This is a genomic window from Pseudomonas sp. LBUM1649 (assembly GCF_059716155.1).
Window position 1 is genome coordinate 4008427 of sequence record NZ_CP166807.1, and the last position, 16407, is coordinate 4024833.

Here is a 16407-nt window from a genome sequence, read left to right on the forward strand (position 1 = left end):
TGGCTGTTTAGACTGCCAGCGTGGCGCATTGACGCCTCGGCTGGGGCGAGTCCATCCAATTACAGGTTTACGCGCCCCTGTAGGAGCTGCCGGAGGCTGCGATCTTTTGCATTTACTCAGCCAATGCTCAGGGCCCGCAGATCCAGTCGACCATCCTTCAGCGGCGGACACCAGTAGTAGCCGCCGGTGATCGGCCGGCTGATACGGTACAGACCGTCGGTGATGCCATCTTCCAGACCGCTCATGCGCCGCAGCTGGACTTCGAAGGCATCGAGGGAAAAGCCGAAGGCCAGGAACATCAGCCCGGCGCGGTCGCCTTCGATCCACGGCATCGAGCGGCGAACCACGAACGCCTCAGGGGCGAAGCTCTCCTGGGCGGTGCGTTTGACGTGGGCAGAGATCGGTGCGTCGTCGAGTTCTTCGTTATCGCACAGGCGACGGCCCATGATGTCATCCGTCTCATGGGACGGCATCGCACGAAAGCCCTTGAGGTCATGCTGCCACTGCTGGAGCGCGGCGAAGCTGCCGCCCACCATGCCCTCGGCACCCTGACCCACCAGCGCGGCGGCCGCGGCGGCTTCGTCACGGGGATTTTCGGTGCCGTCTTCGTAGCCGGTCAGGTCATGGCCGTCACGGTGACGGAAGCCCTCGGTCACTTGCACCAGGCGCAGGGCTGGCGCCAATGCCGCCTCGAAGGCGTTGCTGCGGATAAGCAGTTCGCCACGGTCGACCCCGTGCAACCAGCACCAGAGCGCCTGTTGCGTCGACGGGTTGTCGACACCGACACCGGTCAGCGCCGCAAAGGCCCGCAAGCCTTCGATATGCCCGTCGAGGGCCTTGACCAGGGATTCACCGAAACCGACCACCGCCGATTTGCCATCCACCAGTTGCATCAGCTTGTCCAGCGCGGCCGGCAGTGCCGCGGCTGATTCCAGGGCGAAGAACATATGACGGGCGAGAGGCGGAACAGGGGTGGCGAGAATACCCGGCTGGTAGTGACTCATGTGAACTCCTTATGAAAGAGCGCGAAGTTTAACCTCGGCACCGGCCATTGTGTGGTCCCAGGTCAAAAGATCGCGTTTCACCCAACGCCGATTGCGGTCTACGCTTGAAGCACAATAGCCACACCTTCACCCCTCTACTCTGCCCATCAGCGCTCGATTGCAGTTAAAAAACCGCATCAACAAGGCGTATAACCCTTGAACTGGATTCTTCAACGGCTAGCCATAAGCGCACGGCTGACACTACACACGGGGTAGCGACGTTATGACCGCACAGATTCTTGGCAACCTGTTTCCCGACGCCGGCAGCATCCCGGAAAAATACCGTCTCGACGGCCCGACCGAACAACGTGAGTACCTGGTCGACGGCGTCTTGAAAACCTGGCCAGGTCCCCTCGCCCAGGTCCGCAGCCCGGTGTACCTGAGCGGCCCTGGCGGCGATGAACAAGTCATCCTCGGCAGCACGCCGCTGCTTGATGCCGCCACCGCCTTGACCGCCCTCGACGCCGCCGTGCGCGCCTATGATCGCGGCCAGGGTTTGTGGCCAACCATGCGCGTGGCCGAGCGCATCCAGCACGTCGAAACCTTCCTGGGGCACATGCGCGAACAGCGCGAGGCGGTGGTCAAGTTGCTGATGTGGGAAATCGGCAAGAACCTCAAGGACTCGGAGAAGGAATTCGACCGCACCTGCGATTACATCGTCGACACCATCGACGCCCTCAAGGAACTCGACCGTCGCTCCAGCCGCTTCGAACTGGAACAGGACACCCTGGGCCAGATCCGCCGCGTACCGCTGGGTGTGGCGCTGTGCATGGGTCCCTACAACTATCCGCTGAACGAAACCTTCACCACGCTGATCCCGGCGCTGATCATGGGCAACACCGTGGTGTTCAAGCCGGCCAAGCTTGGCGTGCTGTTGATCCGCCCGTTGCTGGAGGCCTTCCGCGACAGCTTCCCGGCCGGGGTGATCAACGTGATCTATGGCAGCGGGCGCGAGACGGTCAGTGCGCTGATGGCCAGCGGCAACATCGACATCTTTGCGTTCATCGGCACCAACAAGGCCGCCAGCGACCTGAAGAAACTGCATCCAAGGCCGCATCGCCTGCGTGCGGCGCTGGGACTCGATGCGAAGAACCCCGGTATCGTCCTGCCGGAGGTGGACCTGGACAACGCGGTCAACGAAGCGCTCACCGGCGCCCTGTCTTTCAACGGCCAGCGTTGCACCGCGTTGAAGATCTTGTTTGTCCACGAGGACGTGGTCGAGGCCTTCATCGAGAAATTCAACGCCAAACTCGCCACGCTCAAACCCGGCATGCCGTGGGACAGTGGCGTGGCGCTGACGCCGCTGCCGGAATCGGGCAAGGTCGATTACCTGCATTCGCTGGTGGCCGACGCCGAGGGCAAGGGCGCCAGGGTGGTGAACCCCAATGGCGGCGAGGCCCGCGCGTCGTTCTTCTACCCCGCCGTACTGTACCCGGTGACGCCGCAGATGCGCGTCTATCAAGAAGAACAGTTCGGCCCGGTGGTGCCGATCGTGCCCTATCGTCACCTGGACACGGTGATCGACTACGTCCTCGAGTCGGACTTCGGCCAGCAACTGAGCATCTTCGGCACCAACCCGGTGGCGGTCGGTCGACTGGTCGACACCTTTGCCAACCAGGTCGGGCGCATCAACCTCAACGCCCAATGCCAGCGCGGCCCGGACACCTACCCGTTCAACGGCCGGAAAAACTCCGCCGAGGGCACCTTGTCGGTGCATGACGCCCTGCGGGTGTTTTCCATCCGCACGCTGGTGGCGACAAAATTCCAGGAGACCAACAAGGATCTCATCAGCGAGATCATCAGCGGTCGCAGTTCGAGCTTCTTGACCACTGATTACATCTTCTGAGGAGAGCCGACCTGAGCGCATCCACGGCTCTTCGCCTGCCACCAGTACTGCGCCGGTTACTGCGTCCGCTGCTGGACCCGAACCGGCGCTATCGCCATGCGCGGATGATCCATGCGGTACGCGTTTCGCTCGGGTTACTGGCGACGATCCTGCTGACCACCGGCATCCACCTGCCCCACGGCGAGTGGGCATCGGTGACGATGCTGGTGGTGATCGGCGGCTTGCAGCACCACGGCAACATCGGCAAAAAAGCGGCTGAACGTGCCATCGGCACCCTGGTCGGGGCGGCGGTCGGCCTGGTCCTGGTGGTGCAACAGTCCTGGCTCGGCCTGCCGTGGCTGACCTATTTCGCCATGGCGGTGGTGTGCGGATTCTTCTCGTACCACGCCATCGGCAAAGGCGGATACACCGCGCTGCTGGCCGGCATTACCGTATTCATCGTCGCCGGACATGGAGACAATCCAGTCTCGGACGGGCTGTGGCGCGGGGTAGACATCCTGATCGGCATTGCCCTGGCCCTGGCGTTTTCCTTCGCCCTGCCGCTCTATGCGGTCTATTCCTGGCGTTACAACCTGGCTGATGCCCTGCGTGATTGCGCGGCGATCTACGGGCGCATCATCAATGGCCAATCCGTGACTGCCGACGAACACCTCAAGCTGATGGGTCGCCTGAACACCGTGATGGTGCAACTGCGTTCCCTGATGCCATCGGTGTCCAAGGAGGTGAAGATTTCCATGAACGAACTCGATGGCATCCAACGTCAGCTGCGTATGTGTGTCAGCACCCTGGAGATACTTGGCAATACCCGGCCGGATGCCAGTGACCCTCAGAGCATGATTCACCTGCAATCGGCCTTGAAGGCAGAGCATCGGCTGATTTGCGTGCAACTGATTGGCATGGCCCGGGCGCTGAAGGCCGGGGTCACCCACCGGCTGAACCGCCCCGTGGCGTTACCGATCGTCAGTCTCGATGCACCGGTCTACAACGCCCTGGATGGTTACCGCTTGCTGACCGAGCAACTGCTTGCCAACATTGGCGAGATGCGCCAGCGACTGGCCAAGACCGCGCCGCGCTGGAACATCTGATGGCGCTCATGGGGTGACTGTCCGCCGAAATTTCAGGCTCCAGCCCTGCTGCATGCCAGCAGCGGCCAGCAGGATCGCGGCAACCCCGATCCATTGCAGTGGTTCCAGGCGATGGCCGAAGGCAAACCAGTCGACGAAAATCGCCGCAATCGGGTAGATGAACGACAGCGCGCCGGTCAATGCAGTCGGCAGCTTCTGGATCGCGCCGTACAACAACACGTACATCACGCCGGTGTGCACGATACCCAGAGTCACCAGGCTGCCCCACTCGCTTGGCGCTTGCGGCAGCGCCGAAAAATGCGCGAATGGCGCGAGCAACAGCACGCCGGTGCTGACCTGAATCAGCGCAATCAAATGCGGTGGCGTCCCGGTCAGGCGCTTGATGATCATCGCAGCGATTGCATAAAGGAACGCGGCACCCAGCGCCAGGACAATCCCGATCAAGTACTGGTTACCGCTTTCGCCCTGCCCGCCATGGGCACTGACGATCGCCAGCATCCCGAGAAACGAAACACCCAGCCAGGCCAGTTTCTGCAGGGTGATTTTCTCGTTGAGAAATATCGCCGCCAGCCCAACCAGCATGAACGGCTGGACGTTATAGACCGCCGTACCGATGGCAATCGAGGCCCGGGAATAGGATGCGAACAACAGCACCCAGTTGCCGACAATCGCCACACCGCTGAGCACCGCCAGCAGGAAGGTGGTGCGGGTCAGAATGCCCGGTCGCAAAAAGCCGAATCCCGCGCAAATCAGCAGCAAGGTGCCAGCGCCGAACAGGCAGCGCCAGAACACCACATCCAGCACCGGTTGCCCGGACACCAGCACGAACCAGCCGATGGTCCCGGAGATCAGCATGGCGGCGGTCAATTCGAACGAGCCGCGACGTATCGAGTTGTCCATCATCAGACTCCTGTGATTGATGGGCAAAGTATGCCAATCCACCGGGGCGCTGCTCCAGCGCAAAAAGCAGGCTAAACTTGGAATCTGCCTTTTATGCGAAGGCATTTTTGCAAACCTGCCTAATAGAGGTTTTCGCCATGACCGATGACATCGACCAGGTGCTGATCACGGCCTTGATGGAAGACTCGCGACGTTCGCTCAAGGCCCTGGCGCAAATCAGCGGTCTGTCCTCACCCAGCGTCGCCGAGCGCCTGCGTCGTCTCGAAGAACGCGGCGTGCTCAAGGGCTACACCGTGGAAATCGACCCGAAATGCTTCGGCTATCAGCTGCAGGCCATCGTGCGCGTTCGCCCGCTGCCCGGCCAGTTGCAGGAAGTGGAACGGCAGATCATGGCCATTCCCGAGTTCACCGAGTGCGACAAGGTCACCGGTGACGACTGCTTCATCGCCCGCCTGCATGTGCGCTCGATGGAACAACTGGACACCCTGCTCGACCGCCTCAACACCCACGCCGAAACCAACACCGCCATCGTCAAGAAAACCCCGGTCAAGCGGCGCTTGCCGCCGATGGGGTAATTGAGGGTCCTTTCGAAAGCTGTAAACTGGCAGTTTTTCAGCTAAGGAATGGCGGTATGAAAATCCGGTTTATGTTGCTGTCGGTGCTGATGCTTGCGGGATGCGGTACGGTCCAGACGGTTATGCGCGCAGATGAAGTGGCCGCAAGAAGCCTCAAGGAACAAAAAAGTTATTGCGGCGCAATTCCCCGAATCTACAGCGGCGTGACGTACGACTTCTGCTATTTGAACGCGCCTCTGGAAAAAGGACGGGACGCTCAGATCCATGACAGCGCTCCAGCCATTGTACTGATCGATGTGATCCTTTCCGGCGCGTTCGACACTTTGCTGCTGCCCTATACTTTCTACCGGCAGCAAGTCGATGGAAGCATCATCATTACCAAGTGATCCTGTTTTTCAGACATGAAAAAACCCGCCGAAGCGGGTTTTTTCAATCATGGCTGGCGATCAATCATCGCGGCTCATGATGCCAAACAGCTGCAACAAGCTGACGAACAGGTTGTAGATCGATACATACAGGCTGATGGTCGCCATGATGTAGTTGCGCTCGCCGCCGTGGATGATGGCGCTGGTCTGGAACAGGATGCAGACCGAGGAGAACAGCACAAAACCTGCGCTGATCGCCAGTTGCAGGCCGCTGATCTGGAAGAAGAAGCTGGCAACCACCGCACCCAGCAACACGAAGAAACCCGCAGTAATGAAGCCACTGAGGAAACTCATGTCCTTGCGGGAGATCAGCACGTAGGCCGACAGGCCGCCAAACACCAGTGCGGTCATGGCAAAGGCCGAGCTGACCACTTCAGCGCCGCCCTGCATGCCCAGGTAACGGTTGAGGATCGGGCCGAGCAGGAAACCCATGAAACCGGTCAGGGCAAATGCCGACACCAGGCCCCAGGCGGAATCACGAAGCTTGTTGGTAAGGAAGAAAAGGCCGTAGAAACCGATCAGCACCACGAAAATGTTCGGGTAGCCGACACGCATCTGCTGGGCGACATACGCCATCACGCCGCTGAATGCGAGGGTGAGAGCCAGCAAGCCGTATGTGTTGCGCAGGACGCGGCTAACCTCTAGCTGCTCAGCCTGCACGCTGTTATTAACTGCGTAATCCTGTTCGCGCATGGCGACACTCCTGTTGGTTTGAAACGTTCAGTCGCAAAGATCATAGCAGACCCCCTGTAACAAGCTATGCAGAGAGTTTGACAGTGTGTTTCATTCAGGTATTATGGCGCCCGCAACACAAACGGAGGTGTGGCCGAGTGGTTTAAGGCAACGGTCTTGAAAACCGTCGACTGTAACAGGTCCATGAGTTCGAATCCCATCGCCTCCGCCATCTTTATACGACAAAGCCCTGATTATTCAGGGCTTTGTCGTTTCTGGGGTTTGATGGTTGGATGCGCTGGTGGCGCCACCCATTCCGCATCTTCTCAGCGATTTCCGCAACTCTCTCTCAGAACTTACTTGAATCATCTGCCTTTCACCGCTCAAGCAGCTCGTAGCTCAGCAACAGATAAGCATCCTCCGGCACGAATCCCTGCGGCAACTGGTCAATAGAAACGTCCCAACGATCCGACTCACCAGGCTGCGGAGAAATTGTCAGGGGCACTGCAGTAGCGAAATCATTCTCGGTAAGAGACTGACCTGGTTTTGCCCAAAGCGCGACGCCGCTCTTGGGCTTCGCCACATCGCGGAACGGAAATGGCAGATGCTCGCGAACGAGTACGTGCTTTAGGTCTTGGCCCGGATCCTGGAGCCAGCGATGCCAAACATCAGGAAATTCGTATCTTGCGCTGACCAGGTGGTATACACCCTCTTTGCCGTCGCCCAGATTCACGGCATTGAGTCCCTCTGCCACTCCATTCGTAGCTGGCTGGACCAGATTCTCCGCCTGCTGAACGCGCACCCGCAATGTCAACTTCACGTCCGGAATGGTTCGATAGGGAAACATGCGATATTTCGCGGGAAGATCGATGGACCACACTGAATCCTCCGCTCCTCCTCCCTCAAATGCTCCGTAAAGCTCACCAGAACGATCACGCGAAGTGGTGCCGGCATCTTCCCGCCCCGTTGACGTTACGATCATGCTGCAGCGGCGCGGCAGTGAAATTTGCCGCGCATCGCCGTTTTCATCCCGCACGACGCCTTCGAGAAGCTTCAGTGTCGCCGCGACTGGCACGTCCGGGCCACATACACACGGAATCGACACAAGCACTTCCACGATGCGCCGATCAAAGTGGCCAGGATCGTAGAGATCCCACCATGCTTTCGAAAGCGTGAACACGCATTGGCCAGTTTCACGCAGGCGGACAAGGGCGAACGGGTTGACCTGCTTGAGTGAAAAGGTTCTGGTCAACCCGAGGCGCTGTTCGTCCTTGGCCATGTAGGCGGTTTCCAGCGCTTGGGCAGCCAGCATCAATCCCTCGGCCGATAGCAGGCCGCGCGGGGCGATGTCCCAAAGGCCTTGGGGTAACGCCGGCAAGTCTTTCTCAGACAAATCAAACTTGAAGGCGGACCTGGCCTCGTTCAATCGGGCCAGGGCTGCCGCCCATGTCTGCTTCTGGAGGTTGGATAGCTGACCAGACAGGGTCGAGTAGAAGTCATGACACGAGAACTTGCCTTCGAGGTAGTCGAGAACCTGCCCATTGCGCTTGCTCTGCTCGGTGAAAACCACCTTGTCCTTGACCCGCGAGTTCAGGGTCCGGGTGGCACCAATGATCAACTGATCGATGTGCAACACCTCAGCGGCTGCGGACTTGAGTTGTAGAGCAAAATCGCGTTCGCGCCAGACGAACGAGGCCTGTTTGCCTGCATTGGAGGAAAAGAACGCGAGTGCACCCGCCAACATTCCTACCTCTCGCGCACCGAAAGACATGGCACCGGCGATCTGCTTGGGTCCCACGGTTACGCCCGCTCCCGCCCCCATGGGTTTGGCCGCCGCTTCGATCTCCGGCAAGCACTGTAGCAGGCCGGCCGCCGCTTCCAGGTGCGCAGAGATGCCATGCGCTGCCGCGGATGCAAAGGACAACAGCGCTTCCTCCCGCTCCTGCGCCAGGATCTTGCCCGATTGCAACGAAAGACCGATGCCGATGCTACCTGGAATGGTGCCGGAGGGATCAGAGATCGAGATGCCGACGCTGGCTCCATCAACCAGCTTGAACTCGCGACTGGCCTCGCGCTGACCGGTTTTCTCGGCTTCTCCGGTCTCCATATCGGTGGCAGGCTCCTCCAAATCGGTGAAGCCCAACTGCTCGCGATAGTGGCGCCAGCGCAACATCACCGCTTCACGCTGCCGTGCCAATGAACGCAGGCTTTGGGCAGCCTCGTCGATCTGGGCCTGGCGTGCCTCGCCGATGTACTCGGCCATCTCGACTTCGTGTTTGGCCCGTTTCGTCGCAAGTTCCTCTGCGTCGCGCTTTTCCAGCGTCTGGAAGAGGTGGTTATTGAGCGCAGCCAGTCGTTCGATCCGCTCCTTGGCCACGCGCAACAGGACTGAGAAGCGATGATTCGGCCGATCGCCCCCCTGTTCTGGATCGACTTCCCCCGTATTGGCGCCCCCAGCCACGGCCCGGACCATCGCTGCTGGATCGATTTTGGGGCCGAACAGACCAAGCGGACGCCGGTCACCGTCGATGGTGCGACCGTTCCTGATGTTGTCGAGCCGATTGTTGACCTTATCCCACAACTCCAGCAGCTTCGGGTTGGGAGCAAGGCAGAAGTACCGGCTTGCGACGAGTTTGAGCGTGACGGCTTGACTAACGCCCGGCTGCACAGGTGCCGACAGAGTACTAAGCCCGTTCAAGGAGGACTCGACCACTAGCACCGCGTTGCCGGCTTCATCCAGATGGGGGCGAAGTTCGGCATAGGTTTTAGGTGGCGACGACATCATAGGCAGCACTTCCGGCTGCTGACCCAGCGAGGCCTGGAGGACGAGATAGTGCAGATGGGCGATGTCCACCTCTTCCGGCGTATAACGGCGGAAATGCATATCCGCCAAGTCGAGACGGGTATTGAACACCTGCAGAAACGCATACTTCTTCATGGCATCCATTCGCAGCCGGGCAATACGGAACGGCTGGAACGGATACAGTTGTGAAGCCTCGATCTGCGCCAGCGCCATCTCGCGCTTCGGATCACCCGGGGTGGAGGACAATACATCGAGCAGTTCCGCGAGCGTTGGACTGTTGGGAGTCTGGCGGAACGGCAGATACTTCCATGCCTCTGCCGGGTCGTTCTCGGCGCCTAGCAGGTCGCAAACCCGCGCCCCCCATTTCAGGCCTTCCTGGTGATGGCCGTTCTGGCTCAGCAACGCCTGCAGCATCAGCGGCATGTGCAGGAACACTTCGGTGTTGTAAGGCCCGAACGGCGAATCCGGAGAAAAATCCACGTCCTCGACCAGATCGGTATTGGTCACGTGATTCGGATCGGGCATGTAGCGCGTTTTGAAGGAATACGCCGGATCTATTGCCTGGCTCTGGACGTCAAGCGAGAACAGCGACTCCACGCCGTACCGGCGCACCGTCTCGGTGAAATGACCAACGAAGGGATGAAAGAAAGGCCTGAAGGTGACAGCGACCGTCGGAACGGTGATGAACTTGAAGGCCGGCACGGCGTAAACGGCACGCTTAAATTCGCTGGCGGTAGCAGCGTTCGCGGGCCTCGATGTCACGTTGAGGTCGATAGTGTTTGCTCTCGACATGACGCGCGCATCGGCACGAATCCAGGGCTTGGGATCGCCCGTCTTCGCTCCCACCAGGCTCGCAGATGTTGCCACGGCAGCCACGCTCGCCCTAAAGGGAGTCGTCACGACGGCACTTGAAGGCTTGTCCATGGTCTGCAGCACTGAAGTGGTGGACGGCGTGCAGTCTGCGAAGTAGCTGCTCTGGGCGTCGGTCATGAAGAACGGCGCCGACAACGGTTGGGGGTAGTACTGATTGAGCGTGGTGATGCGAAAGGTCTGACCGGCATTGAGAATTGGGATTCCCTGCTGACCTTGGTTGGTCATCGCCACGTCCAGGCGTCCGCTGCCAGACAAGCCCATGAACCTGCGTGAGAGCCCGGAAAAGTTAGGGTGGTCGCCGCTGATGCTGCTGATATCGAACTCGTCCACGATTGCGTCGCCACGCTGCGCGTCGAAGCGAAAGCTCGCGTGCCGGAATGCTGCTTCGCCAACGCGCTGTTGGATCAGGTCCACCGACAGGTCGTTGCCGGACAATCGGGCCTTGAGCACTAGCTCATGCGTCGGTGGTAGATCCGGCCTCGTCGGAAGCGAGATTGCATTCGAAATGGCTTCTGAAACTTTGTCGAGCATTACGAATTTAGGCATGGTAGAGCCCCAGCACGAATGTTTCGTGGTAGTCGGACGACATTTGCCGCGGCGTCCAGCTACCGTTCTCCAGGCAACTCCAGCACAACTTAACTTCCCAGTACGGCTGGGGCGCCTCGGCGTTGGTGCTGCCGTCATGCATGTTGATGGCCGGTTTTTCGTCTGACGTCTCTATTTTGCGAACGAACATCGGCCAGAATATGTGCAACTTTGCGCGCCACACCACGGGAAGCAGGTGGACGCCGGCCTCTGGCTTGCCGGTGTCCCGACCGTCCTTACCCCGGGTTGAGGAACGGTCGCGCTCGACAGCCTGAATATCAGCCTTCACCGGTTCCCACGGCGTCCACTCCTGCGCGTGTTCGTAGCGGTTGAGTCGGCGATAGTAGTAGCTGCGTTTGGTTCCGCCCCGGCTCCGCCCGAACACATGCAAGACACTCTTGAAGCGGAACGCCTCGTCCGGCGCGAAGTCCTCCTGCAAGTAAGTGCCACAGATTTCCAGGTTCGCCACCTCACTCAGGTGTTCGAGATAAGTCAGGAACGCGTGTTCAACGTTGTCTGGCGTTGCATCGTTCTGGCGCAGGAACGCCTCAGCTTCCTTAAACATCCACGTCTTGTCATCGCGCAGATCAGGGGCCATGTAGAGGTAGGGATTAGCCAGCACGTCAAAATTGGCTTGGCTCATGCGAAAACTATGCAGGTACAGATCCCACTCCGGATTGATCTGGGCTGCATCGACGCGCTCGATGGCGGGACGCTTGTCACCGCTACGCAGCCCCAGGCGCACGGTATGCACGAACCGCTGCACCGTTCGCATGGCATTTGAAATTGGCGAAGTCAGCACCATCGAGTTCATGCCTGGATCCAGGAGCAACTCCGAGAACACCGCCTCATCGCTGTCCAGCCCCTTCATCTGCTTGATGAAGGCAAGCAGGGCATCCCTTCGCACCTGCCGCAACGGGTCGTTGATGGAACGCAATACCTGGAGCCAGGTGACCGGCTCGTAGCGCGATTGCACGCCGCGCTTCAGGTCGTCCAGTGCTGCCACATCGCCCGCGGCGAGGTCTATCAGGGATCTGACCGGAGTACGCGCGTCCGCCGCGATGGCAAGCCGTGCATCGATCCACGCCAACGTCTGGATCGGATCCTCTGCCGGTGTGGGCGCGGTCGGAAGCGGCAAGGTGAGGATGGCCTTCACGTCATCCGCCACCGCCTTGACAGCGGCCGCGGCAGCGGCATCGCTTTCGCCCCGCCGGGGCAGACGGCAGGCCGCAATGGTATTGGCTACTCGATCGGACCAGCCCGCATCCACCGAAGATGCCAGTGCCGATAGGGCCAATGTCAGCGTAGTGGGCACGCGATTGTCAGCGACTGCTACGTAGGTCTGAACACGACGGAACGAGGCCAGCAGAGCCCTGGGGTCCGCACCTGCGGGCGGCAGCGTTTGCGTCGCTGTTAGCACGATGAGATCAGCAAGCTTAAGCGACATGGCACCAATCAATAGGCTCATGCGCTGTACATGGCCCGTATCCGGTGGGTCCTGCCCTTTCACCAGCAGTGCCAACGCATCGGGTGGAACAGAGAAGCTTTCGGACAGCGATTCGAGTGTCGCGCGACGCATGCCTGGTCCGGCTTCCACACCCTCAACTGCCTTGGCAACCGCATTCTTCGCCTGCTGCAACGCCGTGGTTTCTTCCGCAGTCGGCGATGCGCCGGTGAAGCGAAGAGCTTCGCCGAGCACTGGCTTCAACGTCCTGACTTGCTGGAGCAGTTCCAATATCGCCATGGGACCATTCGGCACTAGCTGTTCCGTCAATGCCCCCAGTTGCACCCACTCGCCCACTGTGACACCCAGTGCCGTTGCCAGCCTGATTACGCGCCAGAGTTGCGTGACAGAAAGGTTGTCAACGTGGGTCAGAGCAAGCGCATCGGCCAACCCGATAATGTCCGCCACCTGCTGATCGAATGCCGCAGCCAGCGCGGTTGCATGACCTGCAATGCCTGCGACCGGCGAAGGGTTGATTCTTCCCTCTGCGTCGGGAAGGAATATCGGATCCGACTTCGCAACGCCGCTCGCCACGAACAGGCGGCGCCAGAGCGCGGCCGGTGCCTCGCCAACAAGTGCGGCAAGTTCGAGCCAGTCCAGATTGAGAGACTCACCGATGGCCTTCAGGCTACCCAGTGCCTGTAGAGTTCCGGCGTCGAGTTTCTCCACGCCCAGGGCCGTTAAGGCCAGATCGAGATCCGCGATCGCGATGCGGCTGCGTCGCGAAAGTCGGGCCATGCGGTGAAGGCAAAGCCAATCGGCTTCTTTGAGCGTGGTGCCGTCGAGATGCACGAGGTGCATCTCATCGAGCTGCGTATGATTGGGACGATCGACGACAATCGTCCCAGGCAGGCGGTCGGCATTGCGGTCGCACAACGCTTTCAGCTCACTGATCGGGATCCCGAACCAGTCGAGCACGTCCTGCACATCCGCCGGGACGGCTGCGAACGCGCTTGCATGCAGCGCAGTGAACGACGCGATATCAAGCGGCATGCGAGTCAAGAGGTCCCAATCGGCTTGCGACCAGGGTCCGCAAACAAAACGAGTGGAACACAGCGCGAGGAGCTCGCTCACAGACAACCCCAGAACAGCTGCTGCCGCAGGCAACGATGTGCTCAAACCCACCGCCCAACCCACTTCCGGATCGACACCTGCCGGCGCCAGCCCGAACAGAACAGGCGACGGCCAGTCCGGGGCTGCCGTCGCGCAAATGATCGCGTGATCCGGCGACGTCAACCGCAATCGCTCGCGAGCGAGGCTATCGGCGTCCTTCGGTTGGAAAAGGCGAATGACTTCCTCGCGACACGTTCCCACCTGCTCAAGGAACGCGCGGGCCTCTGCTTCGGGCAGGTCAAAAGGCAGCGATATCGGAAAGGACGTCTTTGCCAGAATCTCGTACGCCTGGGCCTGTATGTGCTCCGGCGCTGCCACTAACTCCTCATCACTGAGGTCCGGCGAAGAATCGTTCGGCGGCGTGGCAAGCGCACTGCCGAAAACCATGTGGCTTTCCATGATGTTGTTGTGAAAGTCGATGACGGGGATTGTCCTGTCGGTGTTCGGACACGACAGCTTGATATGGGCGATATCCGGCCGGATGCCAACAATACCTTTGACCGCGTTTCCGATCAGAACATCGAGCGGCGTCGCACCATCCGCGTTGGGCGGACAACGCTTGTCCAGGAACTCCAGTATTTGCACCAGATAGGAAGCAGGCCCCCCCAACGAACGGCATTCATCGCACAAATTGAGCCGTTCGCTGCCGAATAACTGGGCCCAGCTCGGGATGGGCTTCACTGCGGAAAGCGACCTGGTGGCAGCGATTGATGGATCGGAAGTTTCGTGCAGAGCCGCCAACACCAGGCTTGCGCTGGCTTCGGCAAAGAGCTGCGCGCTTTCATGCACGCTTGAAAGCTCCGCGATGACCTCCGGTGATTGTCCGGTGAATGAGGCCAGAAAGGCCTGCTTTCCGAGTGCGCCAATATCAAACGCTCCTTTAAAGGGCTTGCCCCCCGGACCCAGTGCCGTCGTCATCGCCGACAGCGCGGTCCCGCTGCTGCTGATGCTGTAGAGCCGTTCTATTCGCCCCACCCCGGCCAGCGCGCCAGCCCGAACTTGTGGATCGTCCACACCCTCGAACAGGACATCGGCGTGCGCTTCGGCCAATTCGTTGAGACTGCCGGACCCCAACTCGTAGTCCGTACTGAGCACAATTTGGCGCAGCAACGCGGCCGTATCGGAGTTGACCGCACTGGCCGCATCAGTGGCCCAGCCTGCCGCCAGGCGCGCAACGGCAGCCGTTGGATGCGCCGCGTCCAGCAGGCCGGACAGCGACAATGCAATACGCTTTGCGCCCTCCTCGGAACTCTCGCCCGGTTGCAGTTCGGGAGCAGGCGTCGCCCCTATCAACGCAGCCACTTTTGCTGCATCAAGCTCAAGGGCAAGTGCACGCAGGGTTTGAACTTGCGGATGTGCGGCCCGGATTGCTGCCGCCAGCGGTACATTGCCGGACGTCGCCGCCGCCAACTGAAGCGAGAACTGGATGGCATCCACCGGCTTACCTGGATGGCTTGCGGACCAACTGCGCCAGAACTCCGGTGTCGATCCATCAAAACTGGAGAAGTCCTGGAGCAGCGTGGCCTGCTCGGCAGCATCAGGCATGTACGCCGCCAAGGCATCGGCAATACCACTGCCACCACCTTCTGCAGCAGGAATCCGCAGCGCCACCAGAGCTGCTCGACGGTGAATATCGGTAGCCAACGCATTGACTGCAACCCCGGGATCTGCGATCAACAATGGAATCGCGTATTTGAGCGCTTCGATCAGATCCTTCAGTGGACGTTTCGCTATCACCGTCGCATCCCGCAGTTCCAGCGTACGCATCAACGCATATAACGCGGCAGGCGGCGTACCTTCCAGCACGCCTTTGACGAGCCGATGCGCACCGACGAGATCGGCAATCCGTTCGACGTCCAGTCCCGTTTCGCGGGCGGCGAAAGAGATGTCGCGATTAGCAGCCTCGTCCATCTCGGCAGGCGAGCGCCCCTCCAGAATCGGTGCCAGGGAGACCATCAACATATCGAACTCCGATACCCCCGCCGGTGCTATCGCGGACATCGCCACCAGGCGCACGTACTCGTCCTCCCGCGCCGGGATGCCCAGCGCAAGCTCGTTCTCAGGGACGGGCAATTGCGTGGTTATCGAGCGATCGCTATCGACCGGCAGTCGTATCACCTGCAGCCGCGGCTCAGGCTGCCCGTTGTTGTCCGTCACGCGGAACACCAGGTCGGCAACGACTGGCGCGCTGTCACCCGCTGCCACTTCTCGCACGTCGTAGGCGATGGTGAAGGCGCCGCCTTCGAGCGTCGTCGCCCTGCCCCGCCACTGTTCTGGCCGCAGAGGGCCGATATCCCGGTCGTACACCTCCACGCCGAATCCAACGAGCTTGGCGCCGTCTCTATCTTCCAACCAACCACGCACGCGGCGTGTACCCTGCGACGGCACTGGGACCGGCGCAGGATGACGCTCACCGCGAACGACAAGATCAATGCTTACACGACCATGCTGACTCGGAGTGGGCTCCGAACGCGCCGCCTCAGTGCCGTCCGCGGCAAAGGCTCGCGCCACGGGCACGAACTCATCGGTGCGTACGATGACGCCAGGCCTCGCCTCGATGTAGAAGCGCGGATCGTAGAACGCCCGCCAGGCGCCGCGCTCGCCAGTCTCGACCTCAGCGGCTGCGGCACCGTCGAGGTTGCGGCGGTCGTGGACCCGCACACGATAGCCAGTCGCCGGCTGCCCCGACTCGTCGCGAACCTGCCCCTGCGCCAGCGCAAGTACCCCGCGCTCCACCAGGAACTCGTTGAGCTTGGCGGTCGCGTCTTCGTCGATCGCCCCGTCGGGATTGTTCTGCATGTTGGCAAGCGCAAACAACCTGATCACCATACGTGCCGTGCCTTTTCCGAACTGCTGCGGCGCCGTTTCCTCCACCGGTATCGCAGCGAGATCGAATCGCGCAAGGATGGCGTGTAGGTTAGCGACTGGCAGACCGGTATCGCCGGGACGGAGAGCTGTCAGGGGGGAAAGAATCGGGCTCATT

General features: G+C 60.5%; 9 protein-coding genes and 1 tRNA gene. 5 read left to right on the forward strand and 5 right to left on the reverse strand.

The genetic code is table 11. From position 1 onward, the window contains the following. Nucleotides 1–116 precede the first annotated feature (116 nt). Complete coding sequence (locus ACA058_RS18505) at nt 117–1004, reverse strand: Dyp-type peroxidase (protein ID WP_497635322.1); 888 nt, start codon at nt 1002–1004, stop codon at nt 117–119. A 262-nt stretch (nt 1005–1266) separates the two neighbouring features. Here ACA058_RS18505 and ACA058_RS18510 point away from each other — a divergent pair, with 262 nt between their 5' ends. Together ACA058_RS18510 and ACA058_RS18515 are read left to right on the forward strand one after the other, a co-directional pair. Beyond that, entirely contained in the window at nt 1267–2889 is a 1623-nt protein-coding gene (locus ACA058_RS18510) for an NADP-dependent glyceraldehyde-3-phosphate dehydrogenase (RefSeq protein WP_497635323.1), read from the forward strand. A gap of 104 nt (nt 2890–2993) precedes the next feature. After that, complete coding sequence (locus ACA058_RS18515; RefSeq protein ID WP_497635324.1) at nt 2994–3974, forward strand: FUSC family protein; 981 nt, start codon at nt 2994–2996, stop codon at nt 3972–3974. Nucleotides 3975–3980: 6 nt separating this feature from the next. Here ACA058_RS18515 and ACA058_RS18520 read toward each other — a convergent pair whose 3' ends face one another. Continuing rightward, nucleotides 3981–4874 (reverse strand): DMT family transporter, encoded by an 894-nt coding sequence (locus tag ACA058_RS18520; protein WP_497635325.1) that lies wholly within the window; start codon nt 4872–4874, stop codon nt 3981–3983. Nucleotides 4875–5011: 137 nt separating this feature from the next. Between ACA058_RS18520 and ACA058_RS18525 the strand changes: the two genes are divergently transcribed. Further along, nucleotides 5012–5449, forward strand: coding sequence for an Lrp/AsnC family transcriptional regulator (locus ACA058_RS18525; RefSeq protein WP_497635326.1), 438 nt, complete (start codon nt 5012–5014; stop codon nt 5447–5449). Nucleotides 5450–5505: 56 nt separating this feature from the next. After that, nucleotides 5506–5835 carry a YceK/YidQ family lipoprotein gene (locus ACA058_RS18530; RefSeq protein ID WP_497635327.1) on the forward strand — a complete coding sequence of 110 codons (330 nt, stop codon included), beginning with the start codon at nt 5506–5508 and terminating at the stop codon, nt 5833–5835. A 60-nt stretch (nt 5836–5895) separates the two neighbouring features. Here ACA058_RS18530 and ACA058_RS18535 read toward each other — a convergent pair whose 3' ends face one another. Continuing rightward, nucleotides 5896–6567, reverse strand: a complete 672-nt coding sequence (locus tag ACA058_RS18535; protein WP_045057637.1) for a Bax inhibitor-1/YccA family protein — start codon at nt 6565–6567, stop codon at nt 5896–5898. 123 nt (nt 6568–6690) lie between these two features. Between ACA058_RS18535 and ACA058_RS18540 the strand changes: the two genes are divergently transcribed. Next, nucleotides 6691–6778: transfer RNA gene (locus ACA058_RS18540), tRNA-Ser, on the forward strand. Nucleotides 6779–6922: 144 nt separating this feature from the next. Here the strand turns inward: ACA058_RS18540 and ACA058_RS18545 are convergent. Together ACA058_RS18545 and ACA058_RS18550 are read right to left on the reverse strand one after the other, a co-directional pair. Then, nucleotides 6923–10768 (reverse strand): Tc toxin subunit A-related protein, encoded by a 3846-nt coding sequence (locus tag ACA058_RS18545; protein ID WP_497635328.1) that lies wholly within the window; start codon nt 10766–10768, stop codon nt 6923–6925. Next, nucleotides 10761–16406: a neuraminidase-like domain-containing protein gene (locus ACA058_RS18550; RefSeq protein ID WP_497635329.1), complete on the reverse strand. Its 5646-nt coding sequence runs from the start codon at nt 16404–16406 to the stop codon at nt 10761–10763. Before ACA058_RS18550 ends, ACA058_RS18545 begins: the two co-directional genes overlap by 8 nt. Between the last annotated feature and the right edge of the window lies 1 nt (nt 16407).